28 protein-coding genes and 1 tRNA gene are annotated in these 26,553 nt (G+C 67.6%); 14 read left to right on the forward strand and 15 right to left on the reverse strand.

Annotation, left to right across the window (positions count from 1 at the left end; genetic code table 11):
• Position 1 precedes the first annotated feature (1 nt).
• Genes AB0876_RS10430 through AB0876_RS10440 form a run of 3 tightly spaced genes read right to left on the reverse strand, consistent with a single transcriptional unit; the run spans position 2 to position 2,030 of the window.
• Positions 2-664: a hypothetical protein gene (locus AB0876_RS10430; RefSeq protein ID WP_064888122.1), complete on the reverse strand. Its 663-nt coding sequence runs from the start codon at positions 662-664 to the stop codon at positions 2-4.
• Positions 665-704: 40 nt separating this feature from the next.
• Entirely contained in the window at positions 705-1,499 is a 795-nt protein-coding gene (locus AB0876_RS10435; RefSeq protein WP_526041903.1) for an acyl-CoA thioesterase, read from the reverse strand.
• A 36-nt stretch (positions 1,500-1,535) separates the two neighbouring features.
• The gene (locus tag AB0876_RS10440; protein WP_526041904.1) at positions 1,536-2,030 is read right to left on the reverse strand and encodes an SRPBCC family protein; all 495 of its coding nucleotides are present in this window, start codon (positions 2,028-2,030) and stop codon (positions 1,536-1,538) included.
• A gap of 68 nt (positions 2,031-2,098) precedes the next feature.
• Between AB0876_RS10440 and AB0876_RS10445 the strand changes: the two genes are divergently transcribed.
• Both AB0876_RS10445 and AB0876_RS10450 read left to right on the forward strand, forming a co-directional pair.
• Complete coding sequence (locus AB0876_RS10445; protein WP_526041905.1) at positions 2,099-3,247, forward strand: serine/threonine-protein kinase; 1,149 nt, start codon at positions 2,099-2,101, stop codon at positions 3,245-3,247.
• Between the two features lie 89 nt (positions 3,248-3,336).
• Positions 3,337-3,606, forward strand: coding sequence for a hypothetical protein (locus AB0876_RS10450; RefSeq protein ID WP_526041906.1), 270 nt, complete (start codon positions 3,337-3,339; stop codon positions 3,604-3,606).
• 68 nt (positions 3,607-3,674) lie between these two features.
• On the opposite strand, the gene AB0876_RS10455 is transcribed toward AB0876_RS10450, so the two are convergent.
• The 4 genes from AB0876_RS10455 to ponA2 form a co-directional block, all read right to left on the reverse strand.
• Positions 3,675-3,748: transfer RNA gene (locus AB0876_RS10455), tRNA-Pro, on the reverse strand.
• A 301-nt stretch (positions 3,749-4,049) separates the two neighbouring features.
• Positions 4,050-5,156 (reverse strand): L-cysteine desulfhydrase Cds1, encoded by a 1,107-nt coding sequence (gene cds1, locus AB0876_RS10460; protein ID WP_491840240.1) that lies wholly within the window; start codon positions 5,154-5,156, stop codon positions 4,050-4,052.
• Positions 5,153-6,097, reverse strand: a complete 945-nt coding sequence (locus AB0876_RS10465) for a metallophosphoesterase (RefSeq protein ID WP_064881207.1) — start codon at positions 6,095-6,097, stop codon at positions 5,153-5,155. The genes cds1 and AB0876_RS10465 overlap by 4 nt, the downstream gene beginning before the upstream one ends.
• 27 nt (positions 6,098-6,124) lie before the next feature.
• Positions 6,125-8,575, reverse strand: coding sequence for a transglycosylase/D,D-transpeptidase PonA2 (ponA2, locus tag AB0876_RS10470; protein WP_491840241.1), 2,451 nt, complete (start codon positions 8,573-8,575; stop codon positions 6,125-6,127).
• A gap of 326 nt (positions 8,576-8,901) precedes the next feature.
• On the opposite strand from ponA2, the gene AB0876_RS10475 reads away from it, so the two are divergent.
• A complete protein-coding gene (locus AB0876_RS10475; protein ID WP_019347376.1) occupies positions 8,902-9,231 on the forward strand; it encodes a WhiB family transcriptional regulator in 330 nt (109 codons plus the stop codon).
• A gap of 46 nt (positions 9,232-9,277) precedes the next feature.
• On the opposite strand, the gene bagB is transcribed toward AB0876_RS10475, so the two are convergent.
• Complete coding sequence (gene bagB, locus AB0876_RS10480; protein WP_526041943.1) at positions 9,278-10,384, reverse strand: ATPase BagB; 1,107 nt, start codon at positions 10,382-10,384, stop codon at positions 9,278-9,280.
• Between the two features lie 26 nt (positions 10,385-10,410).
• Positions 10,411-11,442 carry an ATPase BagA gene (gene bagA / locus AB0876_RS10485; protein WP_491840259.1) on the reverse strand — a complete coding sequence of 344 codons (1,032 nt, stop codon included), beginning with the start codon at positions 11,440-11,442 and terminating at the stop codon, positions 10,411-10,413.
• A 44-nt stretch (positions 11,443-11,486) separates the two neighbouring features.
• Between bagA and sp36 the strand changes: the two genes are divergently transcribed.
• The 3 genes from sp36 to AB0876_RS10500 are packed head-to-tail and all read left to right on the forward strand — an operon-like array spanning position 11,487 to position 12,920.
• Positions 11,487-11,648: a Sp36 family protein gene (gene sp36, locus AB0876_RS10490; RefSeq protein WP_075908995.1), complete on the forward strand. Its 162-nt coding sequence runs from the start codon at positions 11,487-11,489 to the stop codon at positions 11,646-11,648.
• Positions 11,645-12,100, forward strand: a complete 456-nt coding sequence (locus AB0876_RS10495; protein ID WP_491840243.1) for a RidA family protein — start codon at positions 11,645-11,647, stop codon at positions 12,098-12,100. Before sp36 ends, AB0876_RS10495 begins: the two co-directional genes overlap by 4 nt.
• Positions 12,101-12,134: 34 nt before the next feature.
• The gene (locus AB0876_RS10500; RefSeq protein ID WP_526041944.1) at positions 12,135-12,920 is read left to right on the forward strand and encodes an MBL fold metallo-hydrolase; all 786 of its coding nucleotides are present in this window, start codon (positions 12,135-12,137) and stop codon (positions 12,918-12,920) included.
• Between the two features lie 105 nt (positions 12,921-13,025).
• On the opposite strand, the gene crp is transcribed toward AB0876_RS10500, so the two are convergent.
• Together crp and AB0876_RS10510 are read right to left on the reverse strand one after the other, a co-directional pair.
• Positions 13,026-13,700: a cAMP-activated global transcriptional regulator CRP gene (gene crp, locus AB0876_RS10505; RefSeq protein ID WP_003883807.1), complete on the reverse strand. Its 675-nt coding sequence runs from the start codon at positions 13,698-13,700 to the stop codon at positions 13,026-13,028.
• Positions 13,701-13,787: 87 nt separating this feature from the next.
• A complete protein-coding gene (locus tag AB0876_RS10510; protein ID WP_491840244.1) occupies positions 13,788-14,015 on the reverse strand; it encodes a hypothetical protein in 228 nt (75 codons plus the stop codon).
• Positions 14,016-14,204: 189 nt separating this feature from the next.
• Here AB0876_RS10510 and nth point away from each other — a divergent pair, with 189 nt between their 5' ends.
• Genes nth through marP form a run of 4 tightly spaced genes read left to right on the forward strand, consistent with a single transcriptional unit; the run spans position 14,205 to position 17,533 of the window.
• Positions 14,205-14,885: an endonuclease III gene (gene nth, locus AB0876_RS10515; RefSeq protein WP_526041945.1), complete on the forward strand. Its 681-nt coding sequence runs from the start codon at positions 14,205-14,207 to the stop codon at positions 14,883-14,885.
• 7 nt (positions 14,886-14,892) lie between these two features.
• On the forward strand, positions 14,893-15,543 hold the full coding sequence (locus tag AB0876_RS10520) for a TlpA family protein disulfide reductase (RefSeq protein WP_491840246.1): 651 nt from the start codon (positions 14,893-14,895) through the stop codon (positions 15,541-15,543).
• Positions 15,544-15,554: 11 nt separating this feature from the next.
• Entirely contained in the window at positions 15,555-16,331 is a 777-nt protein-coding gene (locus AB0876_RS10525) for an NUDIX hydrolase (protein ID WP_491840247.1), read from the forward strand.
• A gap of 11 nt (positions 16,332-16,342) precedes the next feature.
• A complete protein-coding gene (gene marP, locus AB0876_RS10530; RefSeq protein WP_055118119.1) occupies positions 16,343-17,533 on the forward strand; it encodes an acid resistance serine protease MarP in 1,191 nt (396 codons plus the stop codon).
• On the opposite strand, the gene AB0876_RS10535 is transcribed toward marP, so the two are convergent.
• Entirely contained in the window at positions 17,534-18,481 is a 948-nt protein-coding gene (locus AB0876_RS10535; RefSeq protein ID WP_491840248.1) for an alpha/beta fold hydrolase, read from the reverse strand. It abuts the gene before it with no gap.
• Positions 18,481-18,987: a phage holin family protein gene (locus AB0876_RS10540; RefSeq protein WP_491840249.1), complete on the reverse strand. Its 507-nt coding sequence runs from the start codon at positions 18,985-18,987 to the stop codon at positions 18,481-18,483. The genes AB0876_RS10535 and AB0876_RS10540 overlap by 1 nt, the downstream gene beginning before the upstream one ends.
• A gap of 174 nt (positions 18,988-19,161) precedes the next feature.
• On the opposite strand from AB0876_RS10540, the gene AB0876_RS10545 reads away from it, so the two are divergent.
• Positions 19,162-19,797: a S1 family peptidase gene (locus tag AB0876_RS10545; protein ID WP_491840261.1), complete on the forward strand. Its 636-nt coding sequence runs from the start codon at positions 19,162-19,164 to the stop codon at positions 19,795-19,797.
• 71 nt (positions 19,798-19,868) lie between these two features.
• Here the strand turns inward: AB0876_RS10545 and acs are convergent, their stop codons facing one another.
• Positions 19,869-21,830, reverse strand: coding sequence for an acetate--CoA ligase (acs, locus tag AB0876_RS10550; RefSeq protein ID WP_526041907.1), 1,962 nt, complete (start codon positions 21,828-21,830; stop codon positions 19,869-19,871).
• A gap of 126 nt (positions 21,831-21,956) precedes the next feature.
• On the opposite strand from acs, the gene AB0876_RS10555 reads away from it, so the two are divergent.
• Positions 21,957-22,697 carry a Fic family protein gene (locus AB0876_RS10555; protein WP_491840251.1) on the forward strand — a complete coding sequence of 247 codons (741 nt, stop codon included), beginning with the start codon at positions 21,957-21,959 and terminating at the stop codon, positions 22,695-22,697.
• Positions 22,698-23,125: 428 nt separating this feature from the next.
• Here the strand turns inward: AB0876_RS10555 and AB0876_RS10560 are convergent, their stop codons facing one another.
• On the reverse strand, positions 23,126-23,983 hold the full coding sequence (locus AB0876_RS10560) for an HAD-IB family hydrolase (RefSeq protein ID WP_413784902.1): 858 nt from the start codon (positions 23,981-23,983) through the stop codon (positions 23,126-23,128).
• Positions 23,984-24,403: 420 nt separating this feature from the next.
• Between AB0876_RS10560 and ssd the strand changes: the two genes are divergently transcribed.
• On the forward strand, positions 24,404-25,483 hold the full coding sequence (gene ssd, locus AB0876_RS10565) for a septum site-determining protein Ssd (protein ID WP_491840252.1): 1,080 nt from the start codon (positions 24,404-24,406) through the stop codon (positions 25,481-25,483).
• Positions 25,480-26,550, forward strand: coding sequence for a TadA family conjugal transfer-associated ATPase (locus AB0876_RS10570; protein WP_526041908.1), 1,071 nt, complete (start codon positions 25,480-25,482; stop codon positions 26,548-26,550). The genes ssd and AB0876_RS10570 overlap by 4 nt, the downstream gene beginning before the upstream one ends.
• The last annotated feature ends 3 nt before the right edge of the window (positions 26,551-26,553 follow it).

Here is a 26,553-nt window from a genome sequence, read left to right on the forward strand (position 1 = left end):
GCTACTCAGCATCGCGCCCGACGCGACTGCTGTGATATGCGCTGCGGCGGATGTCGGCCAGCCACGTGGGTACAAGGCGAACCCCGTCGGCCTCGTGCAAAGCAGGATCGAACGACACGTCACGGCCGTGGGGCAGCTTCTCGCACAGTGACAGTCGGGCGACGGGCTCGAATTCGCCGGCGGCGGGGGACTGCTCGATGTCGAACTCAACCCCACCGCGTTCCAATTGCTGGTCCACGCTGCCGAGCGAAAGCCCGGCGCCATCGAAGTCGGTGGTGAGACGGGCTCGCAGCCACCACAGCGCGCCCTCGAATCTCAACGGCATCACACTCGAGAACGTGATCCCTGCCCAGGAATTGGCCGGCCACAGGACAAATCGATTGCCGGCCAGTGTGGAGGCCAACAGCACATCCCACGGTGTGCCCGACAGCTGCGGTGGCATCCGCCACGCCAGGCCGGCGATGTCCGGCACCGAATCCGGGGTCCCGATCCCTTTTGACAGCCTGCCCACCACATCGCACGAGTAGAGCGGCAGGCCCCGGCCTGCGGGTGCGGTGCGCTCCAGATGACCCCGCGCCAGCACACCGTTCGGGTGGAACAGCCGTCGGTGCCGCATCGCGGCACCGATCTCGACCGGCCAGGACGCGACATCGGAGATCTTCATGCCACCGGTTGCCCGCCATGCGGCGGTGACAAACGTGGAGCTAGACCGGAATCCGCCAGAGCGCTTCCTGGCTGACGCTGGCGATCAGTGCGCCGGCCGCGTCGTACAGCGAGCCGCGGGCCAGGCCACGGGAATCGTTGTGGTTCGCCGACTGCAACTCATATCGGTGCCAGCCGCAGGGCAAGAACGGGCGATGGAACCAGATCGAGTGGTCCAGGCTGGCGGCGAAGCCAAGGTCGGCGCGAAGCGGGACCATCGGCGGTAGCGCCGAGGGGACCGGACCGAGATCGGACATGAAGGCCAGGGTGCAGGCCCGGATCAGCGGATCGTCCTCGATCTCGACCTGGCTGCGGATCCAGAACGGCGACACCGCGAACTCCGACGTGTCGTCGGGCATGGTCCGTAGGTCGAACTTGTCGCCGAAGTCCATGACGTCGAGCTTGGGGGCCGCTGCGTCGAACTCGAGGGTGGGCGGGGCGTCGGGGGACCAATCCAGACCGGGCTCGGGTTGATGGAACGACGCCAGCATCTCCAGGATCACCTTGCCGTCCTGGCTGGCGGTGACGTGCCGGGTCGCGAACGCGCGTCCGTCGCGGGTGCGGTCGACGTGGAACTCGACGTCGGCGTCGTAGCGGCCGCCGCGGACAAAGTAGGCGTGCAGCGATTGCGGACGCTTACCGCCGTCGACCGTGGCTCCGGCCACGCCCAGTGATTGGGCGGCGATCAGCCCGCCGAACAGCCGCTCGGTCGCCCCTCTGCGCGGTTCCCGAATGCAGAAGCCATCACCATCGCGATCGAACTGCAGCAGTTCGGCGATCCAGCTCAGCGCGGCCATCGGCCGACGCTATCAACTGCTTGGTTGGGACCTCGGTCACACTCGGGCGAAATGGCGCTGGCCGTCGGAGGCCAGGCGCCCGAACGCTGCTTTGACCACCGGCGCCAGGCCCTTGAACGGGATCGCGAACAACGGCTTCGGCTCGATCGCCACGATCCAGGTGAACTGCGTTTCTCCGTCGCCTGCGGGTTCGACCAGGTAGTCCTCGGCGAACCGGCGCAGTGACGGAATGTTGGCGTGGTCGACGGTGAACGAGTACCGCCGGCCCTCCTCCCACCGGAAGAACGTCTCGTGCACCCGGACCACTCCAGGTGCCAGCGTCACCTCGCGAGAGGTCCCGACGCCGAACGGCCGCGGCGCCAGCCACTCGACTTTGTTGACCGACGGTCCCCAGGCAGCCAGGGACTCATCGGAGACCAGCGACTCCCACACCTTCTCGGGCGATGCGGCGAACCGCTTCTGATAGGTGAAGATGTGCGGCGCCGTGCTGAAGAAGGCGGCGTCGGCGGGTTCCAACCTGAACCTGGGCATGGTGCCAGCATGCCGCAGAACAGCATTCCGGGATACTTGGAGCCAAGCGCACGGCGGAGGGGAGATCTATGACGGCGGCGCTCGCCGGCCGCTACGAGCTACGTGGCGTGCTCGGCCGAGGCGGCATGGCCGAGGTGCGCGATGGCTGGGACACCCGGCTGTCGCGCCCGGTCGCGATCAAACTGCTCTATCCGGCGCTGGCCGCCGACGAGGTGACGCGTCGGCGATTCGAGGACGAAGCGCGCGCCGCCGCCGCGCTGAACCATCCCAATATCGTCGCGGTCCACGACAGCGGTGAAGACCACGGGACGCCCTACATCGTGATGGAACGGCTGCCCGGGCCGACCCTGGCCGAGGAGATCGCGGCCGGACCGCTGTCCGCCGACCGGGTGCGCTGGGTGCTGGCCGACCTGCTGGGTGCGCTGACCGCCGCCCACGGCGCGGGCATCCTGCACCGCGACATCAAACCTGGCAACGTCCTGATCACCAGCTCGGGCACCGCCAAGCTTGCCGACTTCGGTATCGCCAAGACGGCCGGAACCGCCCACACGCACGTCGGAACCGTGTTCGGCACGCCGGATTACCTCAGCGCGCAACGGATTACGGGCCAGCCGGCGACGGTGTCGGACGATCTGTACGCCGTCGGTGTCCTCGGTTACGAGGCGCTGACCGGACGGCGGCCCTTCGCCCGGGACCATCCGATCGCCACCATGCGCGCCGTCGTCGACGAAGCCCCGATGCCGATCGGCATGCTGCGCCCCGACGTCGACCCCGCTCTGATTCACGTGCTGGAGCGCGCGATGGCGCGGGACCCGGCCTACCGCTTCGCCGACGCCGCCGAGATGCGGGCGGCATTGCACGCCGCCCCGACCGCTCCTCCCGCGACCCTGATGCTGCCTGCCCCGCTGCCGACCCGGCGGTCGCGCGTCCGGATGGTGCTCGCCGGACTGGCCGTTGCGGTGGCCGGCATCCTCGGGGTCATCCTGTTGATCGCCGATCCGCCGCCGCAGCGCGCGCCGGCCGTGACGCCGGTGACCACCACTGTCGAGCCGATCGTGCCTGCCGCGCCAAGCATCCCGACCGTCACCCCGACGCTGCCCGAGGACGAAGGGGAGTGGGGCAACTGGAACGGGAACGGTCAAGACCAGCGGAATGGTAACGGCAACGGCAACGGGAATGGCAGGGGCCACGGCAAGAAAGGCCATCAACATGAGTGACGGCGCCTGACGCGTCGGCGATAGGCCCGAATTGGGAATAGATGCCGGGGCCGCAACGTTTTCCATTGCATAGAAGTTCTATGTTTTCAATGGATTGGTTCGATATGAGTAATTTCGGCATCAAGTTCTCGACCGTGATTGGTGGATGCGCTGTTGTTGCGCTGAGTGTGTTCGGGGTCGTCGGAGGCCTGCAGAGTCATCCCGCCTCGCTTCTCGGGTCCGAGCCGGCATCTCCGATGCAGACCGGGGTAACCATCGCGCCGTCCAACCCCGCGCAGGCACCCGAGATCCCCATGGCTACTCCGGGAATCAAGGGACCTGCTCCACTGCCGCCGGAAGAACAAGGACTACCGGGATAGGCAAGCTGTCGACCGGAATCGAAAAGGCCCAGACCGGATTTCTCTGGTCTGGGCCTTGATCACACGAGTCGGGGTGGCGGGATTCGAACCCACGACCTCTTCGTCCCGAACGAAGCACGCTACCAAGCTGCGCCACACCCCGTGTGAAGCTCCGACAGCGTATCGCACCGGGTACCTCGGACGCCAAACGGCCACCTCTGCGCCGGTTTCTACCTCTGGGCGGTGCGCCGGCGCGGACCACAGCCCTGGTGTGGAAATCGGCAACGGGACGCAACGGCGACCGGCGCCGGGAAGCGACGGGAAGCAATGAGGGTGTCGGCGGTGTTCTACCCACTGACGACATCCGAATCGACTGGAGTACTCATGACCGTCCTGGGCGCCACCATTTACCTGGGGTTCTTCGCGCTGGCAGCGTTTTGGCTGTTCTTGACGGCCGAGACGGATCAGGACCAGCTGCCCGAACGCTCGAACTCCGACAGCACCTCCGCCGACTCCGACAGCTCCAGCCCCTGGGCGCTGAGCCAGTCGGCATCGAAGTAGGTATCCGCGTAGCGGTCACCGCTGTCGGCCAGCAGCGTCACCACCGACCCGCTGCGGCCGTGCGCGATCATCTCTGCCAATAGCTGGAACGCGCCCCACAGGTTGGTCCCGGTCGACGGGCCGACGCGGCGGCCCAGGACTCGACTGGCGTGATGCGCCGCGGCCACCGACCCGCAATCGGGGACGGTGATCATCTGATCGACCACCCCCGGCAGGAACGACGGCTCGACCCGCGGCCTGCCGATGCCCTCGATGCGCGACGATGCGCCCGTGACGACGTCGTCACGGCCCTGCGCGTAGCCGGGGAAGAACGCGGAGTTCTCCGGGTCGACGACACACAACTGCGTGGCGTGCCTGCGGTAGCGGATGTAGCGGCCGATGGTCGCACTGGTGCCACCGGTGCCGGCGCCTACCACGATCCACTCCGGAACCGGGTGCGGTTCCAGACGCATCTGCTCGTAGATCGACTCGGCGATGTTGTTGTTGCCACGCCAGTCGGTGGCCCGTTCGGCGTTGGTGAACTGGTCCAGGTAGTGCCCGCCGGTCTCCTCGGCCAACCGCTGGGCCTCGGCATACACCTGCGACGACTCGGCGACGAAATGGCAACGGCCGCCTTGGGCTTCGATCAGCGCGATCTTGGAGGCACTGGTCGACTCGGTCATCACCGCGATGAACGGCAGGCCGAGCAGTGCGGCGAAGTAGGCCTCGGACACCGCCGTCGACCCCGAGGACGCCTCGATGATCGTGGTGCCCTCGCCGATCCAGCCGTTGCACAAGCCGTACAGGAACAGGGAGCGGGCCAGCCGGTGCTTGAGGCTGCCGGTGATGTGGGTGGACTCGTCCTTGAGGTACAACGCGACGTCGATCTCGTCGCGCCACTTGGTCGGCAGCGGATAACGCAACAGATGGGTGTCGGCGCTGCGTTTCGAATCGGCCTCGATCAGCCGCACCGCATTGTCGACCCACCGGCGTGGCCGAGGACGCGACGCGGTGCAGCCCGGTTGGCTCACCGGGCCGAGACGGCCGGGCTGGATTGCCCGGCCCTGATCCCGACGTGGCCGCCGCCGGTCGGCGCTGCGACGAGCGTCAGCAGGGTGGCCTCGGGGCGGCAGCAGAACCGCGCCGGCGCGAACGGCGACGTGCCGATACCCGCGGACACGTGCAACTGCATGTGGGAACCCCACTTCGAGGCGCCCTTGGCCCGCGACCGGTCGAGCTCGCAGTTGGTCACGATGGCCCCGTAGAACGGGAGGCACAGCTGCCCGCCATGGGTGTGCCCGGCCAGTACCAGCTGATAGCCGTCGGCGGCGAAGCGGTCCAACACTCGCGGTTCGGGGGAGTGCGTGAGCCCCAACGTCAGGTTCGCCGCGCCGTTGGCCCGGCCGGCGATGGTGTCGTAGCGGTCGCGCTTGAGGTGCGGATCGTCGACGCCGGCCACCGCGATGTGCTGCCCGGCCACCTCGACGTCCCGACGGATGTGGGTCATGTCGAGCCAGCCACGCTCGGTGAACGCCGCGCGCAGGTCCTGCCACGGCAACGGTTCACCGTGCGTCCGATGGTCCGGGTTGGTGAGGTAGTTCAGCGGGTTCTTCAGGCGCGGCGCGAAATAGTCGTTGCTGCCGAACACGAACAGGCCGGGCGCGGACAGCAGGTCGCTCAGTGACTGCACGACGGCGGGCACGGCCTTCGGATGGGCCAGGTTGTCGCCCGTGTTGACCACCAGATCGGGTTCGAGGCGTGCCAGATCACGCAGCCAGGCCTGCTTACGGCGCTGGTTGGGACGCATGTGCAGATCGGACAGGTGCAGCACCCGAAGGGGTGACGAGCCAGGGGCCAGTACCGGCATGGTCGCTTCCCGCAGCACGAACGCATTGCGCTCGATGAGGGTCGCGTAGCCGATCCCGGCAACCAGCGAACCGGCGGTGACGGCAGCTGCCTTCTTTACTGACATGCAGGCAAGCCTACTGCGAACCGATGGTCACGGGGGCGGTGGAGGGCCGAGCACCGGGACGGTGATCGGAGGCAACCCCGGGATCTCGACGACTGTCTGGCCGATCTCAGGTGGCGGGCCGCCCGGCAGTGGGAACGGGAACTCGGGCGGTGGCGGGGCCGGCGGGATCCCGTTACTGACCTGGATCGTGATGATCGAGCCCGGAATGGTCTGGCCGCTGGGCGCGGTGCCGACGACGGTGCCGGCGCGCGAGCTGCTGTTGACCGAGGCGGAGCCGTCGGCCACCTGGAATCCGGATTCCTTGAGCCGCTGGCGCGCGGCCGTCTCATCCAGTCCGGTCACGGTCGGGACCACGGAGCCGGGGCCGCCGTCGACGTAGCGCGGATCTGTCGGCGGCAGGGCGACCGGGCCGAAGTTGTTGGCGATCGGCTTCAGCGCCGTGAACCAGGTACGGGCCGGTTCGTTACCGCCGAACAGGTTGCCGTCGCCGCACTGGCGCAGCGGGAACGAGCACAGCTCGCCGGGGCTGGTGGAATCGTCGTAGATGTAGTTGGCCGCGGCGTACTGATTGGTGAAGCCCAGGAAGCCCGACGACCGGTGCGCCTCGGTGGTGCCGGTCTTGCCCGACATCGGCAGGTCCCAGCCGACCGAACCGGCCGACCCGGAGGCGGTGCCTCCGGCCTGATCGTCCTTGCTCATCGCATTGGCCAGGGTGTTGGCCAGACCCTCGGGCACCGCCTGATCGCAGGTCTCGGTGGTCACCGACACCTCCTGACCGTGGCGGTCGAGCACCTGGCCGATCGGATTGGGCGGGCACCAGGTGCCGCCGGAGGCCAGGGTGGCCGCCACATTCGACAACTCGAGCGCGTTGACCTCGATGGGGCCCAGCGTGAACGAACCGATGTTCTGGCGCTTGACGAAGTCGGCCAGGCTTTCGTTGCTGTCCGGGTCGTAGTCGCGGGCGGTGCCGGGCAACGCGTAGGACCGCAGCCCCAGCTTGACCGCCATGTCGACCGACCGCTGCACACCGATCTGCGAGATCAGCTTGGCGAACGCGGTGTTCGGAGAGGTGGCCAGCGCATCGGTGACGCTCATCGAACCCCGGTAGCCGCCGGCGTTCTTCACGCACCAGGTTTCCTTCGGGCACCCCGGGGTGTCACTGCTGCCGAGTCCCTTGGCCTGGAAGAACCCGGGCACCGCCAGCTGGGTGTTGATGCCCATCCCCATGTCCATGGCCGCGGCCGTGGTGAAGATCTTGAAGATCGATCCGGCGCCGTCGCCGACGAGCGAGAACGGCTGCGGTTGCATGGTCTCGCCGGCATCGGTGTTCAGACCGTAGGTGCGGTTGCTGCCCATCGCCAGGACCGGGTGGGATTCCTTGCCCGGCTTGACCACGCTCATCACGCTGGCGATGCCGGGTGCGTCCGGGCGGGCGATGCTGTCGATCGCCGACTTCACCGAGCCCTGCACATCGGGATCCAGCGTGGTCTTGATCAGGTAACCGCCCTTGGCCACCTGCTCCTTGGACAGCCCGGCGCGGGCCAGGTATTCCAGCGCGTAATCGCAGAAGAACGCCCGGTCACCGGCCGCGATGCAGCCACGGGGCAGTTCGTTGGGCTGCGGCAGGATGCCCAACGGCTGCTGCTTGGCGGCCCGCAGTGCGTCGGCCTCCTGCGGGATGTTGTCGATCATGGTGTCCAGCACCAGGTTCCGCCGGGCCAGGGCGCCGTCAGGGTTGGTGTACGGGTTCAGCGCGCTGGTGGACTGCACCATGCCGGCCAGCAGCGCGGCCTGCTGCCAGTTCAGCTCGGAGGCGTTGACGCCGAAATAGGTCTGCGCGGCGTCCTGAACGCCGAACGCACCGTTGCCGAACGAGACCAGGTTCAGATACCGCGTCAGTATCTCGGGCTTGGTGAAGGTCTTGTCCAGCGTCAAGGCCATCCGGATCTCACGCAGTTTGCGAGCTGGCGTGGTCTCGATAGCGGCGCGGCGCTCGGCGTCGGTCTGGGCGATGACGAGCAGCTGGTAGTTCTTCACGTACTGCTGCTCGATGGTCGAACCGCCGCGGGTGTCGGAATCACCGCGCATATATCCGGTCAGACCGGTCAGGGTGCCCTGCCAGTCCACACCGTTGTGTTCGGCGAACCGCTTGTCCTCGATGGAGACCAGCGCGAGCTTCATGGTGTTGGCGATCTGATCGCTCGGCACCTCGAAGCGCCGCTGTGAATACAGCCACGCGATGGTGTTGCCCTTGGCATCAACCATGGTCGAGACCTGCGGAACCTCACCGTCGACGAGGGCGGCCGATCCGTTGGCCACCACGTCGGAAGCCCGGTTCGACATCAGGCCGAATCCACCCACCAACGGGAACATGAAGGTGGCCACCAGCACACTCGCGAGCAGGACGCACCAGGCGAGTTTGATGATGGTGACCGCTTGGGGTGGCTGCGCGGGCGGTCGTGTCGGCGGCTCCGGCATGGGTACAGAGTAGCCAGGTCGCCGAGCGGCGCTGCCTGTGAGCGGGCCCCGCGGGCATATCGCGCTTGCCTGCAGAAACACCTCAGTGCACACCGACCCCGGTCAGACGGCACGGCCGTCCCAAAAAAGTGGGCGACAAACTGTTGCGTAAATACCCTCTGACCACCTAGCTTGGACACACAGTGCGATCCAGGTAACACGGGCTGTCGCAATGTGGCGTAGATCGCAATAGCGTTCTACACCGGAAGGTTCAACGCCCGTCATCTGGGGAGATGACAGGAACGAAGGGATCGCTGGTGTCAGGTACAAGAACTGTCGCAGACAAGATGAACGCTTCCGCCCCCGCCACGAATCTGGTCCATCGAGGCGAGGGTGAAGCCCGGATCGCCTGGGTTTCACAGGCACGATGCCGTCAAGCCGACCCGGACGAGCTGTTCGTGCGGGGTGCCGCGCAACGCAAGGCCGCGGTGATCTGTCGCCACTGCCCGGTGATCCTCGAATGCGGTGCCGATGCACTCGACAACCGCGTGGAGTTCGGCGTCTGGGGCGGAATGACCGAGCGGCAGCGGCGTGCCCTGCTCAAGCAGCATCCCGAAGTCATCTCCTGGGCCGAGTTCTTCGCAGCCCAGCGCAAGCACCACCGCAGCGCGGTCTGACCCGCAATCCTTCACACCACACCGCGGCTGCGCCGCCCGCCTGATGTCAGGCGGGCTCGGCCGCCTCTCCTGTGATCTGATCGGCGATCGCGCGCAGCGCGTCGAGATCGGAGACATCGAACGGTAGTGACGGCACCCCGACGATCGCCACATGCGGGTTGGCGCCGGTGAACCGGGACAGCAACCGGATCTCGCGCTTGGCGGTGTGGGCCCGGTCGGCGTGGATCCGCAGCACGGCCTCGGCCAGTGAGTCCGAACCCTCTGCCGCCAACTCGTCGGCGGCTTCCTCTGCCTTGTCGGCATGCAGATCGCACAGCGTGGGATGAGTGCGGTTGAGGATCAGCCCGGCCAGCGGCATGTGCTCGTTCGACAGCCGGTCGACGAAGAACGAGGCCTCGCGCAGTGCGTCGGGCTCGGCCGCCGACACCACCACGAACTGAGTGCCGCGGCGCTTGAGCAATTCATAGGTACGGTCGGCCTTCTCGCGGAACCCGCCGAAGGTCGCGTCCAGTGACTGTACGAAACCTGCTGCGTCGGAAAGCATTTGCGATCCGAGCACCGTGGACAGGGCCTTCATCGCCAGCCCGACCGCGCCGGTGACCAACCGGCCGATCCCACGTCCCGGCGCCAGCAGCATCCGCCACAGCCGACTGTCCATGAAGCTGCCCAACCGCTTCGGGGCATCGAGGAAGTCCAGGGCGTTGCGCGACGGCGGGGTGTCCACCACCACCAGATCCCACTTGTCCTCGGCCAGCAGCTGGCCGAGCTTCTCCATCGCCATGTACTCCTGCGTGCCGGCCAGCGAGGTCGCCACGGTTTGGTAGAACTGGTTCTCCAGAATGGAGTCGGCGCGGTCCGGTCCGGAGTACTGCACCACCATCTCGTCGAACGTGCGGCGCATGTCCAGCATCATCGCGTGCAGTTCCCCGGTGACCTCCGGGGCCAGCGGAACCCGCTGCGGGGTGTTCCCGAGATCCTTGATCCCCAGCGCCTGGGCCAGACGCTTGGCCGGGTCGATGGTCAGCACCACGACGGTGCGGCCGTACTCCGCGGCCCGCAGCGCCATTGCGGCTGCGGTGGTGGTCTTGCCGACTCCGCCTGCGCCGCAACACACTACGACGCGGTTGGCGGTGTCGGACAGGATGGTGTGCATGTCAAGGGCGGACGGTTTGGCGCTCACTATCGGACCCCCTGCTGTTCCAGTGCTTCGGCGAGTTCATAGAGACTGCCCAGGTCGACACCATCGGCCAGCGACGGCAGCTCAAGGCGGGGTACGTCGATGGCATCGAGCAGTTCGGCACTCTCGGCGCGTGCGGCGATCCGGGTGGCGTGCTGGATGGACTCGGTCAGAAGACCGGCGAAATCGTTGTCCGCCAACGTGATTCCAGCCTTCTCCAGGCCCGCGCGGACGGCGTCGGCGTCGATGTCACCCTCGGCCGCCTTGGCCAGATCCTCGGCAGGCAGGTAGGCCGGGATGTTGCGGTTGACGATGACGCTACCGATCGGCAGTCCCATCTCGGTGAGCTCGTCGATGGCTTCGAGCGTCTCCTGGATGGGCAGCGCTTCCAGCAGCGTCACCAGGTGGATCGCGGTCTGTTCGGAGTGCAGCAGCTTGACCACACCGTCGGCCTGCGAGTGCACGGGCCCGCCCTTGGCGAGGTCGGAGACCGCCTTGGTGACGTCCAGGAACCGCGGAATGCGGCCGGTGGGAGGGGAATCCACCACCACGGCGTCGTAGACGCCGCGCTTGCCCTTGGCGTCCTTGGCGGTGCGCGTCACGATTTCCTTGATCTTGCCGGTAAGCAGAACGTCACGCAGACCGGGCGCGATCGTGGTCGCGAATTCGATGGCACCGATGCGGCGCATGGCCCGGCCGGCCAGGCCGAGGTTGTAGAACATGTCGAGGTACTCCAGGAACGCGGCCTCGATGTCGATCGCGAGCGCGTTGACCTGTCCGCCGCCATCGGCCGTGGCCACCTTGACTTCCTCATACGGCAGCGGTGGCACGTCGAACAACTGCGCGATGCCCTGCCGCTCCTCGACCTCCACCAGCAGTACCTTGCGGCCGCCGGCCGCCAGGGCCAGCGCCAGTGCCGCTGCGACGGTGGACTTGCCGGTGCCGCCCTTGCCGGAAACGAAATGCAGCCGGGCCTTTGTCAGCCTCGACGGCCAGCCGACGTGTTTGGCGCCGCTCTCTGTGGTTGCCACCAGTGCATGCTAACCAAGCCTGGGTGTCCGACCGATAGGCTCGGGCCATGAGCGAACCAACCCGGTGGGAATACGCCACGGTGCCGTTGTTGACCCACGCCACGAAACAGATTCTCGATCAGTGGGGACAGGACGGCTGGGAGCTGGTCTCCGTGCTGCCCGGCCCGACCGGCGAGCAGCACGTGGCCTACCTGAAGCGGCCGAAGTGACCAACTCTCAGCGGTTGGCCGAACTCGGCATCGAACTGCCGGACGTCGTCGCTCCGCTGGCCGCGTACGTCCCCGCCGTCCGGACCGGCAACCTCGTCTACACCGCCGGTCAGCTGCCGATCCAGGCCGGCGAGCTGCTGGCCACCGGCAAGGTCGGCGCGGAGATCAGCCCCGAGCAGGGCAACGAGCTGGCCCGGGTCTGCGGCCTCAACGCGCTGGCCGCCGTGCACGCACTGGTGGGCATCGACTCCGTCGTCCGGATCGTCAAGGTGACCGGGTTCGTCGCCTCCGCAGCCGGATTCAGCGGACAGCCCGGCGTCGTCAACGGCGCCTCCGAACTGTTCGGCGAGATCTTCGGCGAGGCGGGCGCGCATGCGCGTTCGGCCGTCGGCGTGTCGGAACTGCCGCGCAACGCGCCGGTCGAAGTCGAGATCATCGCCGAGATCGCGTAAGCGATCGAGCATGAGGAGAGGCAACCGCGTCGTCATGCAACACCCGGCCTACGGGCTGTTACGGCCGGTGACCGAATCGGCCTCGGTGCTGCTGTGCGACAACCCGGGGCTGATGACCCTGGAGGGCACCAACACGTGGGTGCTGCGCGGTCCGGGCAGCGACGAGATCGTCATCGTCGACCCCGGACCCGACGATGCGGCGCACATCGCCCGCATCGCCGAGCTGGGCACCGTCGCGTTGGTGTTGATCAGTCACAAGCACGAGGACCACACCGGCGGCATCGACAAGCTCGTGGACCTGACCGGCGCCACGGTCCGTTCGGTCGGCAGTGGCTTCCTGCGAGGCCTCGGCGGTCCGCTGACCGATGGCGAGGTGATCGACGCGGCCGGGCTGCGGATCAAGGTGATGGCCACCCCCGGCCACACCGTCGATTCACTGTCGTTCGTGCTCGACGACGACAACGGGCAAGGGGCGGTACTGACCGCCGACACCGTGCTGGGCCGCGGCACCACCGTCATCGACACCGAGGACGGCAGCCTGCGTGACTACCTGGAATCCCTGCAGCGGCTGCAGGGACTGGGCGCCCGGACGGTGCTGCCCGGGCACGGACCCGATCTGCCGAATCTCCACGAGGTCACCGCGATGTACCTGGCCCACCGCGAAGAGCGGTTGGACCAGATCCGGGCGGCGCTACGGGAACTCGGTGAGGACGCCTCGGCGCGCCAGGTCGTCGAGCACGTCTACACCGACGTCGACCAGAAACTGTGGGACGCCGCCGAGAAGAGCGTGCAGGCCCAGTTGGACTATCTGCGGGCCTGACCCCAGAAACGCCGAAACGGCATTCCAGCAGCTGATTACTCGAACAATCGCTGCCGGAATGCCGTTTCGGCGGAAAACTAACGCGCGCTGTGCTGGATGCTCGCGCTAGCGCGCTCGGCGCGCCAACCTTTCGCTGTCGCTGATCAGCACGCTCTTGCCCTCCAAGCGGATCCAGCCGCGGTGGGCGAAATCGGCGAGTGCCTTGTTGACGGTCTCGCGGGACGCGCCGACGAGCTGGGCGATCTCTTCCTGCGTGAGGTCGTGCGTGACGCGCAGCGCCCCGCCCTCCTGGGTTCCGAACCGCTGAGCCAGCTGCAACAGCTGCTTGGCCACGCGGCCGGGAACGTCCGTGAAGATCAGGTCGGCCAGGTTGTTGTTGGTGCGGCGCAGACGACGCGCGAGCACCCGCAGCAGCTGCTCGGCGATCTCGGGACGGTCGGCGATCCACGCGCGCAGCGCGTCGCGGTCCATCGACACGGCGCGCACCTCGGTGATGGTGGTGGCGCTCGAGGTACGAGGCCCCGGGTCGAAGATCGACAGCTCACCGAACATGTCCGACGGGCCCATGATGGTCAGCAGGTTCTCGCGGCCGTCCGGTGAACGGCGGCCGATCTTCACCTTGCCGGAAATGATGATGTACAGGCGGTCGCCGGGTTCGCCCTCGGCGAAGACGGTGTGCCCGCGCGGAAAGTCGACGGGCTGCAACTGCTTCGTCAGCGCCGAAACGGCGGTCGGTTCGACGCCCTGGAAGATTCCGGCCCTGGCCAGGATCTCGTCCACGTTGCCCCTTAAGCTATTGGGTGTGTTGTCCTCTTACTGATATTTCCTGCTCAGTCTAGAGGTACGCGGTTTCGCGACTAGCCCACGCTACACACGATTGACATGTCGAGACGCAGGAAACCCGGTATTGATGGCCTGCGGTTCGTAGTAGCGCGTCGGCAAACGTTCACTCTCGACGTCGATGAGGACAGGTTTGACCCGGGGCGCGGGCGCCGCAGGCGCGGGCTTTCGTTCCAACCCCGATTCCAGCCGCTCGAGCCCGAACGCCGCCAGCATCAGCAAGCCCGGGATGAGCGCCACCAGCAACCACGACACAAGGCAGTAGTTAACACGGCGTAGGTCTCAGTGGGGTCACGAATCATCACCGGTCCGCGCAGGAGTATGTCCGGCGAGGTCAGTAGGCTGATTGACGTGACTGAGGCTGCCGCCCCGACAGGGAAGACGCGCCGGTCCAAGAAGTGGGACAGCGAAACCCACCTGGGCCTGGTTCGTCGGGCTCGACGAATGAACCGTGAACTGGCGCGGGCATTTCCGCACGTCTACTGCGAGCTGGACTTCACCAATCCGCTGGAGCTGGCGGTGGCGACCATCCTGTCGGCACAGAGCACCGACAAGCGGGTGAACCTGACCACGCCGGCGTTGTTCCTCAAATACCGCACGGCCCTGGACTATGCCCAGGCCGATCGCACCGAGATGGAGGAGCTGATCCGGCCGACCGGCTTCTACCGGAACAAGACCAACTCGCTGATCCGGCTCGGCCAGGAGTTGGTGGCCCGGTTCGACGGCGAGGTGCCCGACAACATCGAGGACCTCGTGACGCTGCCGGGGGTGGGGCGCAAGACCGCCAACGTCATCCTGGGTAACGCCTTCGACATCCCGGGGATCACCGTCGACACCCACTTCGGCCGGTTGGTGCGGCGGTGGCGCTGGACCGAGGAAGAGGATCCGGTCAAGGTCGAGTTCGCGATCGGTGAGCTCATCGAACGCAAGGAATGGACCCTGCTGAGCCACCGGGTGATCTTCCACGGCCGCCGGGTCTGCCACGCCCGCAAGCCGGCGTGTGGAGTGTGTGTTCTGGCCAAGGACTGCCCGTCGTTCGGGCTCGGGCCCACCGATCCGCCCGCGGCTGCTGCACTGGTCAGAGGTCCCGAGACCGAGCATCTGCTGGCGCTGGCCGGCCTGTGAACGCACCGTGAGCAGATCGGCCCGCTGGACCGTGGTGGTCCTCGTCGTCCTGGTGGCGCTGGGCACCGCGTTCTGGATGGAACTGCGCGACGAGCCCGCACCGCAGGCCGGGGTGGGGCAACAGTCCACCTCCCGCGATCATCGCGATGCCGACACCCCGGCGGCCCTCGCCGGACCCCGGGCCCGTGCGGAGCTGCCGCCGTGCCCCGGGCCAGCGGAGGGTCCCGGACCTGAAGCGTTGCGTGGGATCACCCTGGAGTGCGTCGGCGACGGGAAGCCCGTGGACGTGGCGCAGGCGCTGGCCGGCCGGACTGTGGTGCTCAACCTCTGGGCGTACTGGTGCGGCCCGTGCGCCGACGAGCTTCCGGCGATGGCCGAATACCAGCGCCGGGTCGGCGACGATGTACTGGTCGTGACGGTGCACCAGGACGAGAACGAGACGGCGGCGCTGGTGCGTCTGGCCGAGCTCGGAGTGCGTCTTCCGACCCTGCAGGACGGCAGACGGCTGGTCGCGGCTGCGCTCAAGGTGCCCAACGTCATGCCTGCGACGGTCGTGCTGCGCGCGGACGGTAGCGTGGCCGGGACCCTACCCCGATCGTTCGTCAGCGCCGACGAGATCGCGGCGGCGGTCGACGAAAAGATCCGCTCTAGCCGATAGGAGCACCCGGGGTGAGATCGACGCGCGACGGGCTGTTCCCGGATGCCGCCCCGGCCTGGCTCAAACCGCTGGTCGACAACCTCGACCGAGTACCGGACGCCTATCGCCGACGGGTTCCCCCTGAGGTGCTGGCAGGCATCGTCGAAGCCAACAATCAAGCCGCCCAGGCCGGCGCCCGGCGCGATGCCGCGGTCCTGGTCCTCTTCTCCGGCCCGGCCGAGGGAACACCTCCGCTCCTTCCCGAGGACGCCGACCTGCTGGTCACGGTCCGCGCCTCGACCCTGCGCCACCACGCCGGTCAGGCCGCGTTCCCCGGCGGGGCCACCGATCCCGGTGACCAGGGTCCGGTGGGCACGGCGTTCCGCGAGGCCTGGGAAGAGACCGGCATCGACACCGACCGCCTGTACCCGCTGGCGACGCTGGAGAAGATGTTCATCCCGCCGTCCGGGTTCCACGTGGTCCCGGTGCTGGCGTACTCGCCCGACCCAGGGCCCGTCGCTGTTGTCAACGAATCCGAGACCGCGGTCGTCGCACGGGTTCCGGTGCGCGCCTTCACCAACCCCGAGAACCGCCTCATGGTGTACCGGGAGGCCAACACCAGCCGGTTTGCCGGACCGGCGTTCCTCCTCAACGAGATGCTGGTGTGGGGCTTCACCGGCCAGGTGATCTCGGCGATCCTCGACGTCGCAGGTTGGGCCAAACCGTGGAACACCGACGACGTGCGCGGACTCGACGACGCAATGGCCCTCGTCGGGCATGACAACGGTTACGGTGAAGCCCAATGTTGAAGTGGATATAGATGACACCTTCGGTCTGGCTCGATTTCGCCATCCTCGGCATCGGGTTCGTCGCAGCCATCTCCGGCTGGCGTTCCGGCGCGCTCGGCTCCCTGCTGTCCTTCATCGGCGTGGTGCTCGGTGCGGTGGCAGGCGTGCTGCTGGCGCCGCACGTGATCCCGCACGTCAGCGGTGACCGCACCAAGCTTTTCGCCACGCTCTTCCTGATCCTCGCGCTCGTGGTGATCGGTGAGATCGCCGGTGTGGTGCTGGGCCGTGCGGTGCGCGGCACCATCCGAAACCCGGTGTTCCGGGTGTTGGACTCGGCGGTCGGGGTGAGCCTGATGCTGGTCGCCGTCCTGGTGGCGTCCTGGCTGCTGGGCAGTCTGCTCACCTCCTCGGACCAGCCGAATCTGGCTGCGGCCGTGAAGAATTCACGGGTGCTCACCGAGGTCGACAAGGTCGCGCCGGACTGGCTGCGGTCCGTGCCGAACCGGTTGTCGGCGCTGCTGGACACCTCCGGGCTGCCCGATGTGCTCGAACCGTTCGGGCGGACCCCGATCGTCAACGTCGACGCCCCGGACGCGGCACTGGCCACCGATCCTGTGGTGACGACCTCCCGGCCCAGCGTGGTCAAGATCCGCGGTGTCGCGCCGAGTTGCCAGAAAGTGCTTGAGGGCAGCGGTTTCGTGGTCGCCCCCAACCGGGTCATGTCCAACGCCCATGTGGTCGCCGGTGCCGACAGCGTGACCATCGAGGCCGACGGAAAGACCTACGACGCCGGGGTGGTGTCCTACGACCCCAACGCCGACATCTCGATCCTCGACGTCCCGAACCTGCCGATCACGCCGCTGCAGTTCGCCGAACAACCGGCCCCGAAGGGCACCGACGCTGTGGTGATGGGTTACCCGGGTGGCGGCGACTTCCTGGCCACCCCGGCCCGCGTGCGCGAGATCATCGAGCTCAACGGACCCGACATCTACCGCACCACCACCGTCACCCGCGAGGTCTACACGGTCAGGGGCACGGTGCGGCAAGGCAATTCAGGCGGGCCGATGATCAACCGGTCCGGCAAGGTGCTGGGCGTGGTGTTCGGTGCGGCAGTCGACGACGCCGATACCGGATTCGTGCTGACCGCCAAGGAAGTCGAGCATCAGTTGGCCAAGATCGGCAACACCCAGCGCGTCGCGACCGGAACCTGCATCAACTCCTGATCAGTTGGCGCGCAGCTGGGTCAGGAACCGGCTCAGCTGCGCGTTGACGGCCTCCGGCTGTTCCTCGTGGCCGAAATGCCCTGCATCCGTGATCGATACATACCGGCCATGCGGTGCATAATGCTGGGTCCGGTGCACCGGGTCGGCCAGCACATACGGGTCGGCATCGCCGCGCATGTGCAACACCGGCACGCCGATCGGACGTTTCATCGAGCGCATGAACCGCCGGCCCTCACCGCGTAGCTGGCTGCGCACCGCCCACCGCTGATATTCCAGTGCACAGTGCGCGGCCCCTGGAATCTGGATGGCCTGACGTAGATGGCCCATGGTCTGGGAGAAGTCTTGGCTGGTCTGCCATTTGGTGCCCGCCCGGCTGCGGACCAGGCGCTCCAGCTCCGCGCCGTCGTGACGGGTCAGCGTGCGCTCGGGCCAGGCCGGCAACTGGTAGCTCAGCATCGACGGCAACAGCGCGCGGCCCTGGTCGCGCCGGGTCAAGGTGGACGTCCGCAACGCCAGCGGGTGCGGTGAACTGACGAGTGCGATCGCGTTGACCACCCGCGGATGCAGGACCGCCGTCGCCCAGCACACCAGACCGCCATCGGCATGCCCGACCAGGGTCGCGGTCTTGTGGCCCAACGCGCGCACCAGCCCGGCGGTATCTCCGGCCAGGGTCCAGCCGTCGTAGCCGCGCGGTGGTTTGTCACTGTCGCCGTAGCCACGCAGATCGACCGCCACCACACGCGCACCGGTCAGCGCGGTGAGTTGATGACGCCACGACCACCAGAACGAGCCGAACCCGTGCAGGAAGATGACCAGCGGGCGGTCCGTCTCGCTGTCACCCTGCGAGCCCTCGCCCTCCACCACATGGAAGCGAATCCCATTGGCGTGCACCTGCAGATGCCGCCACGGCCCCTCGATCCTGGCGATCGACGGAGCGGGTGGAGGCATTACCAGCCTGACGGGTCGGTCGCCGGCTTGACCGGGACAGCGGGCAGTGCGCCCTTGTCATGGCCGGGCGTGAGGGCCTCGCGGGTCTCCTTGACCGACTCGATCGTCTGCTGCGGACCTCTGATCCGTCGCACCTTCAGGAAGCCGAACACCGCAAGCGCCCCCGTGGTCAGCACCATCAGGCCGAACACGATCAGGAAGGCCACCCAGCGCCACAGCCAGGTGTCGAGCAGCTCGGCCAGGAAGAAGAAGAAAAAGAAGGTCGAGTAGAACAGCACCACCAGCGCGGCGATGAAGAACACGCTGCCGGTCAGGCCCTTCTTCACATCCCGGGTGATCTCAGCCTTGGCCAACTCCACCTCGGCGCGCAGCAGGGTGGAGACCTGCGCGGTGGCGTCCTTGACGAGGTCGCCGATCGAGGGGTCCGGCTTGGGGGCATGCGGGTCGACGAGCGGAATCGAGGTCACCGTCGTCGGAACGCCGTCCCTGCGGTCGCCTGTGCTCATGGCGTTCATGTTGCCATGCGGCGAAGCCGTTAACGATCCCGGCCGACATCCTGGTCTTAGTAGACTGATCGCATTCTTGAGTTGCGCGGGTCGGGCGCGTCGATCGGAGGACACTTGACGAGCAGACACCGCCTGCAGTTGCTGATTGGCGCACCGATCCTCGCCGCTGTTGCGATGTTGACCTCGGCCCCGGCTCATGCCGATCAGCCGGTTGTACTGGGCGGCGGCTCGGGCATCGTCGTCAACGGCGATTCGTTCTGCACGCTCACCACCATCGGGCACGACAGTGCGGGCCGGCTCATCGGTTTCACGTCCGCACACTGCGGCGGACCGGGTGCCGTGGTGTCGGCTGAAGGCGCGGACAGCGCCGGACTGGTGGGCAAGATGGTCGCCGGTAACGACCTGCTCGATTACGCGGTGATCGAATTCGATCCCGCGAAGGTCACCCCGACCAACAACGTCGACGGTTTCCAGATCGACGGGCTCGGACCGGACCCGGCGTTCGGGGAGATCGCCTGCAAGCTCGGCCGCACCACCGGCTATTCCTGCGGCGTCACCTGGGGACCGGGCAAGGACCCGGGCACCATCGTCAACCAGGTGTGCGGACAGCCGGGCGACTCGGGCGCGCCGGTGACGGTGAACAACCGACTGGTGGGCATGATTCACGGCGCCTACAGCGAGGAACTGCCGACCTGCGTCGTCAAGTTCGTGCCTCTGCACACGCCGGCGGTGACGATGTCGTTCAACACGCAACTGGCCGACATCACCGCCAAGAACCGACCGGGAACGGGTTTCGTCCCGATTCCCTGATCCCGAGTGGCCAGTTATGACACGCCCGCTTTGGAAACGCATGCCATAACTGGCCTTTCGACGAGCTGTGCCTACTTGCCGGCGCGGATCGCCTCGAACACGCTGGGGTCGACCAGGGTCGAGGTGTCTCCGAGTTCGCGGCCTTCGGCCACGTCGCGCAGCAGCCGGCGCATGATTTTGCCGCTTCGGGTCTTGGGCAGCTCGGGCACCACGTGGATTTCCCGCGGCTTGGCGATCGGCGAGATCTCGGTCGCCACCTGAGCGCGCAGTTCCTCGATCATGGTGTCGGCCCCGCCGTGCGCGGAGGCCTTGAGGATGACGAACGCGCAGATGGCCTGACCGGTGGTCTCGTCGGATGCGCCGACCACGGCAGCCTCGGCCACCCCGGAGTGCCCGACGAGCGCCGACTCCACCTCGGCGGTCGAGATGCGGTGTCCGGAGATGTTCATGACGTCGTCGATGCGGCCCAGCACCCAGATGTTGCCGTCCGAGTCGTAGCGGGCACCGTCACCGGCGAAGTACCAGCCCTGCTCGGCGAAGCGCGACCAGTAGGTGTCCTTGAACCGCTGCGGGTCGCCCCAGATGCCGCGCAGCATCGCCGGCCACGGCTGGTCCAGCACCAGGTAGCCGGTGACGTGTTCGGCTTCGTCGGCGCCGGGGACCAGCTCGTTGCCGGCGTCGTCGACGATCTTGGCCGAGATGCCGGGCAGCGGGGTCATGGCCGAGCCGGGCTTGGCTGCCGTGACACCGGGCAGCGGGGAGATCATGATCGCCCCGGTCTCGGTCTGCCACCAGGTGTCGACGATCGGGGTCTTGTTGGCGCCGATGACTTCCCGGTACCAGCGCCAGGCCTCGGGGTTGATCGGCTCGCCCACCGACCCCAGCAGCCGCAGGCTGGACAGGTTGTGCTCGGCGGGGATCTGGCGGCCCAGCTTCATGAAGGTGCGGATCAGCGTGGGCGCGGTGTAATAGATTGTGACGCCGTATTTTTCGATGATCTCGAAGTGACGGTGCTCGGTCGGCGAGGTGGGGGTGCCCTCGTAGACCACCTGGGTGGCGCCATTGGCCAGCGGGCCGTAGACGATGTAGGTGTGCCCGGTCACCCAGCCGATGTCGGCGGTGCACCAGTACACGTCGGTCTCGGGCTTGAGATCGAACACGTTGTAGTGGGTGTACGCCGACTGGGTGAGGTAGCCGCCCGAGGTGTGCACGATGCCCTTGGGCTTACCCGTGGTCCCCGAGGTGTACAGCAGGAACAGTGGCTGCTCGGCGTCGAACGCCTCCGGGGTGTGCTCCGGGGAGGCGACGTCGACGGTCTCGTGCCACCACAGGTCGCGGCCCTCGGTCCAGTTCACGTCGATGCCGGTGCGGCGCACCACCAGGACGTGCTCGACCGACGGTTGGCCCGAGACGGCTTCATCCACCGCGTCCTTGAGCGAGGCGGCCTTGCCGCGCCGGTACTGGCCGTCGGTGGTGATGACGAGCTTGGCCTCGGCGTCCTCGACGCGGGCCCGCAGCGCCGACGCCGAGAACCCGGCGAACACGACGCTGTGCATGGCGCCCAGGCGCGCACACGCCAGCATCGCGACGATCGCCTCGGGCACCATCGGCATGTAGATGGCGACGCGGTCGCCGGCGGTCAGGCCGAGTGCGGCCAGCGCATTGGCAGCCTTGCTGACCTCGTCCTTGAGCTGGGCGTAGGTGATGTCGCGGGCGTCGCCGACGGGCTCACCCTCCCAGTGGATCGCGACCCGGTCGCCATTGCCCGCCTCGACGTGACGGTCGACGCAGTTGTAGGCCACGTTGAGCTTGCCGCCGACGAACCACTTCGCGAACGGAGCCTCCGACCAGTCCAGCACCTCGCTGAACGGGGTCTGCCAGCTCAGCCGGTCGGCCTGGGCAGCCCAGAACGCCAGCCGGTCCTTCTCGGCCTCGGCGTACAACTCGCCCGTCGCGTTGGCATTGGCCGCGAAATCGGCAGGCGGCGGATAGGCTGACGGAACTTCGGTAGACGTCGCTGGCGCGTTTGACATGCATGTGAGCCTAGTCACCAAACGTTGCACCGGCGTTGGGACGTCACAAGACGCCGGGCGGGCGGCGGTCCTCATGCGCCCAACGGTCGGCGAGATGGAGTCCAACGGTCGGCTAGCGTTTCGCGTATGACCGATCCACTCGCACCGCTGATCGACCTGCCCGGTGTTTCTGCGGCCAGCGACGAGGCGCGTGAGGCCTTGGGCCGGGCGCATCGACACAAGTTCAATCTGCGCGGCTGGCCACAGACGGCCGCCGAGGCCGCCCTACGCGCAGCGCGGGCCTCCGCGGTGCTCGACGGCGGGGCCCTCCAGCTGTCCGCCGACGGCGAACCCGACCCGGTGACCGCGGGCGCCATCCGCGTCGCCGAGGCGCTGGAAGGTGGCGCCACCTCGCTGGTCGGGGTGTGGCAGCGGGCCCCGATGCAGGCCCTGGCCCGGCTGCACGCCTTGGCCGCGGCCGACCTCACCGACGATGAGCACCTGGGCCGGCCACGCACCGACCTTGACGTCGGACGCCGTCTTGAGCTGCTGACCGAGATCGTGGCCGGCGGCTCCAAGGTTCCGGCGCCGGTGCTGGCCGCCGTGGCTCATGGCGAACTGCTCAGCCTGGCTCCATTCGGCACCGCCGACGGGGTGGTGGCTCGCGCGGTGTCGCGCCTGGTGACCATCGCCAGCGGGCTCGATCCGCACGGGCTGGGTGTTCCCGAGGTGCACTGGATGCGGAAGTCGGGGGAGTACCGGGCTGCTGCACGGGGATTCGCCTCCGGGACCGCCGACGGGCTGACTGCGTGGCTGCTGCTCAGTAGCGAGGCCCTGAAGGGCGGTGCGCGGGAAGCGCTGCAGATCGCCCAATCCGCGGCAGGCTGAACCAGCCGCTCAGGGTATTTCCAGCAAACGAAAGCGGGCGACGGTCCGAAACGATGTTTCGGCGCGTCGCCCGCTAGCACGGATACCGGTTACCAAGCGTGCCAACGTGGGTTGCGTGGGTGGCCTCGGCGTCCTTGCAATGCGCCTCGGCTGCAACCCTACCCAAAGGGCCGTCGTAGCCGTCCGCTCTTCGCAATCACGCAGGCCCGCAACACTTTTGCCTATTCCGCGGCATGTGCTCCGCGTGGGTGCCGGGACCCGTGCTGGGGAGCCTGGTTCGGGAGATTCAGCCTTCTCTTCTGGCTAAGCCTTGGCCTCATCCAAGCTTCCGTGGTTCCTTTGTACTACGTGACCACGGTCACAGCAAGGGTCAAATGCACCCGAGTTCTGATCGTTACGCCGTCGTCTCAGCTACTACGTTCGGTAGCTCAGGAAGTGAAGCGACGCAACAATGAATAGGTCAATGCGCCCGCCGCCAGAGCGCTGATCCCGACGGCCGCAGTGGTGGCGACGGCGGCCGTCGACGGAGCGGGAAGCCGGTCGCGCAGCGACACCGGCTTGGTGAACGTCAGCACCGGCCACCCACGTGAAGCGGCCTCTTTGCGCAGTCCCCGGTCGGGGTTGACGGCGGTGGGGTGGCCCACGGATTCCAGCATCGGGATGTCGGTGATCGAGTCCGAGTAGGCGTAGCAGTGATCGAGGACATAGCCCTCGCGTGCGGCCAGGGCGCGGATCGCCTCGACCTTGCCCTCGCCGAAGCAGTAGAACGCGATTTCGCCGGTGTAACGGCCCTCTTCGACCACCATCCGGGTCGCCATCGCGTGGGTGGCGCCCAGTGCCCTGGCGATGGGCGCGACGATCTCCTCGCCCGACGCCGACACCACCACAACGTCGCGGCCACACAGCTTGTGGTCGGCGATGAGCTCGGCGGCCTCGGCGAAGACCAGGGGGTCGACGATGTCGTGCAGCGTCTCGCCGACGATCGACTTGACCTGCTCGACATCCCAACCGGTGCACATGTTGGTGATGTAGCTGCGCATCCGGTCCATCTGGTCGTGGTCGGCGCCCGACATGAGGAACAGAAATTGGGCATACGTCGACTTGAGAACGGTGCGTCTGTTCAGCAGACCTTGATTAAAGAAAGGTTTGCTGAAAGCGAGCGTGCTGGACTTGGCGATGACGGTCTTGTCGAGGTCGAAGAAGGCCGCCGTACGTACCGGCCGACCGTTGTGCGGCCCGGATTGCTGTGCGATCAATTCCCCGGCAGCCCGATCGGATGCGGTCACAAGCGTCAGCATAGAGGCACCTGTGGCACGTTATCTTGACGGGAACACAAAATGGCAGTTCAAGACACATTCTTTCCGACGGCGATTCCGGGATCGCCTCGGTAGCCCGCAGCGGTGTCTCTTGCATGTTTTGGCAGTTCCGTGTGTATAGTGAGCATTACTCGGCTTATGCCGAGGGTGTATCAGCCCGACCCCCCGGGGCTGATACACGACGACCTCCGCCTCCTCCCCCCCTGGCGGGGGTCGTCCCTTTTCTGGGGGAAGAATCCTTACCGGCCCTGCCCCGGTGGTTGCGGAACCGTATTTTCAGCGTGTCGCCCGGCGTGTTCTCCGCCCGGGATTGATCCACAGCGCGTAGTTCATCCACAATCCGCGAATTGGTGATGGTGCCGGCCCTGTCGTTGCCCGCAGGGTGGGCACATGGCCATTCCGACCATCACGATCACCCCGGCCGGCACGGTGCTGGCGCTGATCGGCGATCCGCAGCTGCGTGAGGACGTGTCGCGGGTGGCCGCTGCCGCTGGTGTCGGCCTCGTCGTCGTCGACGACCCCTCTGGGCGCAAGGCGTGGACGGCGGCCGCCGCCGTGCTGCTCGACGCCGCGGCGGCTCTGCGGTGCGCCACGCGCGGGTTGCCGCGCCGCCCGCGGGTGATCCTCGTCGGTCACGTGGAGCCGCGGCCGGACGACTGGCAGGCGGCGGTCTCCGTTGGCGCGCAGCACGTGATGACACTGCCCGCCCAGGACGCCGACCTCGTGGCGGTCCTGTCCGAAGCGGACTGTCGCGACGCTGGCGGTCGTGGCCCGGCGGTGGCGGTGGTCAGCGCTCGCGGCGGTGCCGGGGCATCGGTGTTCGCGGTGGCATTGGCCCAATCGGCGCCGGCTGCGCTGCTGATCGAAGCCGATCCGTGGAGCGGCGGAATCGACCTGGTGGCGGGCAGTGAGGATCTGGCCGGCCTGCGCTGGCCGGACCTGGCCCTGCAGGGTGGCCGGCTGGGATATCCGGCGCTGCGCGACGCGCTGCCGCGCCGGGACGAGGTCAGCGTGCTCTCCAGCGGGCGCTCGGGCGCCGATATCGAGGCCGGGCCGGTGGCGGCGGTCATCGAGGCGGGCTGCCGCGGCGGTGTCACGGTGGTGTGCGACGTGCCCCGGCGCGCCACCGAAGCCGCCGAAACCGCCTTGAATGCAGCCGATCTGGTGGTCCTGGTGGCACCGGCCGACGTGCGGTCGTGTACTGCCGCAACCGCTGCGCGGCCGTGGGTGCTGGCCTGTAACCCCAATGCCGGTGTGGTGGTGCGGGGACCGTCACCGGGTGGGCTGCGGGCGACCGAGGTGGCTCGCATCGTGGATCTGCCGCTGCTGGCGGCGATGAGACCGCAGGCCGGCATCGCCGAGGTGCTGGAGCGCGGCGGACTGAGGGTGCGGCCACGTTCACCGCTGGGTTCGGCCGCGCGTCGGGTGTTGTCGGTCCTGGCCGGGCACCCTGTGCAGGAGTCAGCGTGAGCGCCTCGCTGATCGACCGGGTACGCGAACGGCTGGTGGCCGAAGCCGCTCCGCTCAACCCCGGCGTGGTGGCCGCGGCGATCCGGGCGGAGTCCGGCGGTCTGCTCGGAGACACCGAGGTACTCAGCAATCTGCGGCTGCTGGAGACCGAACTGACCGGTGCCGGCGTTCTGGAACCGTTGCTGTCCGCGCCGACCACCACCGATGTGCTCGTCACCGCCCCCGACGCGGTGTGGGTGGACGACGGCAACGGATTACACCGCAGCGCAGTCTGTTTCCCCGACGAGAGCGCGGTCCGGCGGCTGGCGCAGCGGTTGGCACTGCTGGCCGGGCGCCGCCTCGATGAGGCGCAGCCCTGGGTGGACGGTCAGCTCAACGGCATCGGTCCGTTCACCGTGCGTCTGCACGCGGTGCTGCCCCCGGTCGCGGCCGCGGGTACCTGCCTGTCGCTGCGGGTGTTGCGCCCGGCCACCCAGAATCTCGACAGTCTCACCGAATCCGGGGCGATCCCGCAGCAGGCCGCCGAGCTGCTGCGCGCGGTCATCCGGGCCCGGCTGGCCTTCCTCATCTCCGGGGGCACCGGTTGCGGTAAGACGACGCTGTTGGCCGCCGCGCTGGGTGCCGTCCCCGCTCACGAACGCATCGTCTGTGTCGAGGACGCCGCCGAACTGGCCCCGCCGCACCCGCATCTGGTCCGGCTGGTGGCTCGGGGCGCCAATGTCGAGGGCGTCGGTGAGGTCACCGTGCGTGACCTGGTCAGGCAGGCGTTGCGGATGCGCCCGGACCGGATCGTCGTCGGTGAGGTTCGTGGGGCCGAGGTGGTCGACCTCCTGGCCGCACTCAACACCGGCCATGACGGCGGAGCAGGGACCGTGCACGCCAACAACCCCGCGGAAGTGCCGGCCCGGTTGGAGGCGCTCGGTGCGCTCGGCGGCCTGGACCGTGCCGCGCTGGTCAGTCAACTGGCGGCAGCTGTGTTATCTGTAGGTCGGTTGCGGGTGTCCTCGACTGTCGCTGACGGTGATCGGGATGGTGTTTGCGACCGTGGGCGACATGCTTATCTGTAGTGC

It is taken from the genome of Mycobacterium sp. NPDC049093 (genome assembly GCF_040704635.1).
Lineage (GTDB): Bacteria > Actinomycetota > Actinomycetes > Mycobacteriales > Mycobacteriaceae > Mycobacterium.

Coding starts and splice junctions, on each gene's coding strand:
- nth (WP_526041945.1), top strand. CDS start 14,205: ATGAACCGTGAACTGGCGCGGGCATTTCCGCACGTCTACTGCGAGCTG.
- AB0876_RS10555 (WP_491840251.1), top strand. CDS start 21,957: ATGACCGATCCACTCGCACCGCTGATCGACCTGCCCGGTGTTTCTGCG.
- AB0876_RS10435 (WP_526041903.1), bottom strand. CDS start 1,499: ATGGCCGCGCTGAGCTGGATCGCCGAACTGCTGCAGTTCGATCGCGAT.
- AB0876_RS10465 (WP_064881207.1), bottom strand. CDS start 6,097: ATGTCAGTAAAGAAGGCAGCTGCCGTCACCGCCGGTTCGCTGGTTGCC.
- AB0876_RS10445 (WP_526041905.1), top strand. CDS start 2,099: ATGACGGCGGCGCTCGCCGGCCGCTACGAGCTACGTGGCGTGCTCGGC.
- bagB (WP_526041943.1), bottom strand. CDS start 10,384: ATGCACACCATCCTGTCCGACACCGCCAACCGCGTCGTAGTGTGTTGC.
- marP (WP_055118119.1), top strand. CDS start 16,343: ATGACACCTTCGGTCTGGCTCGATTTCGCCATCCTCGGCATCGGGTTC.
- AB0876_RS10500 (WP_526041944.1), top strand. CDS start 12,135: ATGCAACACCCGGCCTACGGGCTGTTACGGCCGGTGACCGAATCGGCC.
- AB0876_RS10540 (WP_491840249.1), bottom strand. CDS start 18,987: ATGAGCACAGGCGACCGCAGGGACGGCGTTCCGACGACGGTGACCTCG.
- ssd (WP_491840252.1), top strand. CDS start 24,404: ATGGCCATTCCGACCATCACGATCACCCCGGCCGGCACGGTGCTGGCG.
- AB0876_RS10535 (WP_491840248.1), bottom strand. CDS start 18,481: ATGCCTCCACCCGCTCCGTCGATCGCCAGGATCGAGGGGCCGTGGCGG.
- sp36 (WP_075908995.1), top strand. CDS start 11,487: ATGAGCGAACCAACCCGGTGGGAATACGCCACGGTGCCGTTGTTGACC.
- AB0876_RS10545 (WP_491840261.1), top strand. CDS start 19,162: ATGTTGACCTCGGCCCCGGCTCATGCCGATCAGCCGGTTGTACTGGGC.
- AB0876_RS10475 (WP_019347376.1), top strand. CDS start 8,902: ATGAACGCTTCCGCCCCCGCCACGAATCTGGTCCATCGAGGCGAGGGT.
- ponA2 (WP_491840241.1), bottom strand. CDS start 8,575: ATGCCGGAGCCGCCGACACGACCGCCCGCGCAGCCACCCCAAGCGGTC.
- AB0876_RS10450 (WP_526041906.1), top strand. CDS start 3,337: ATGGATTGGTTCGATATGAGTAATTTCGGCATCAAGTTCTCGACCGTG.
- acs (WP_526041907.1), bottom strand. CDS start 21,830: ATGTCAAACGCGCCAGCGACGTCTACCGAAGTTCCGTCAGCCTATCCG.
- AB0876_RS10430 (WP_064888122.1), bottom strand. CDS start 664: ATGAAGATCTCCGATGTCGCGTCCTGGCCGGTCGAGATCGGTGCCGCG.
- AB0876_RS10440 (WP_526041904.1), bottom strand. CDS start 2,030: ATGCCCAGGTTCAGGTTGGAACCCGCCGACGCCGCCTTCTTCAGCACG.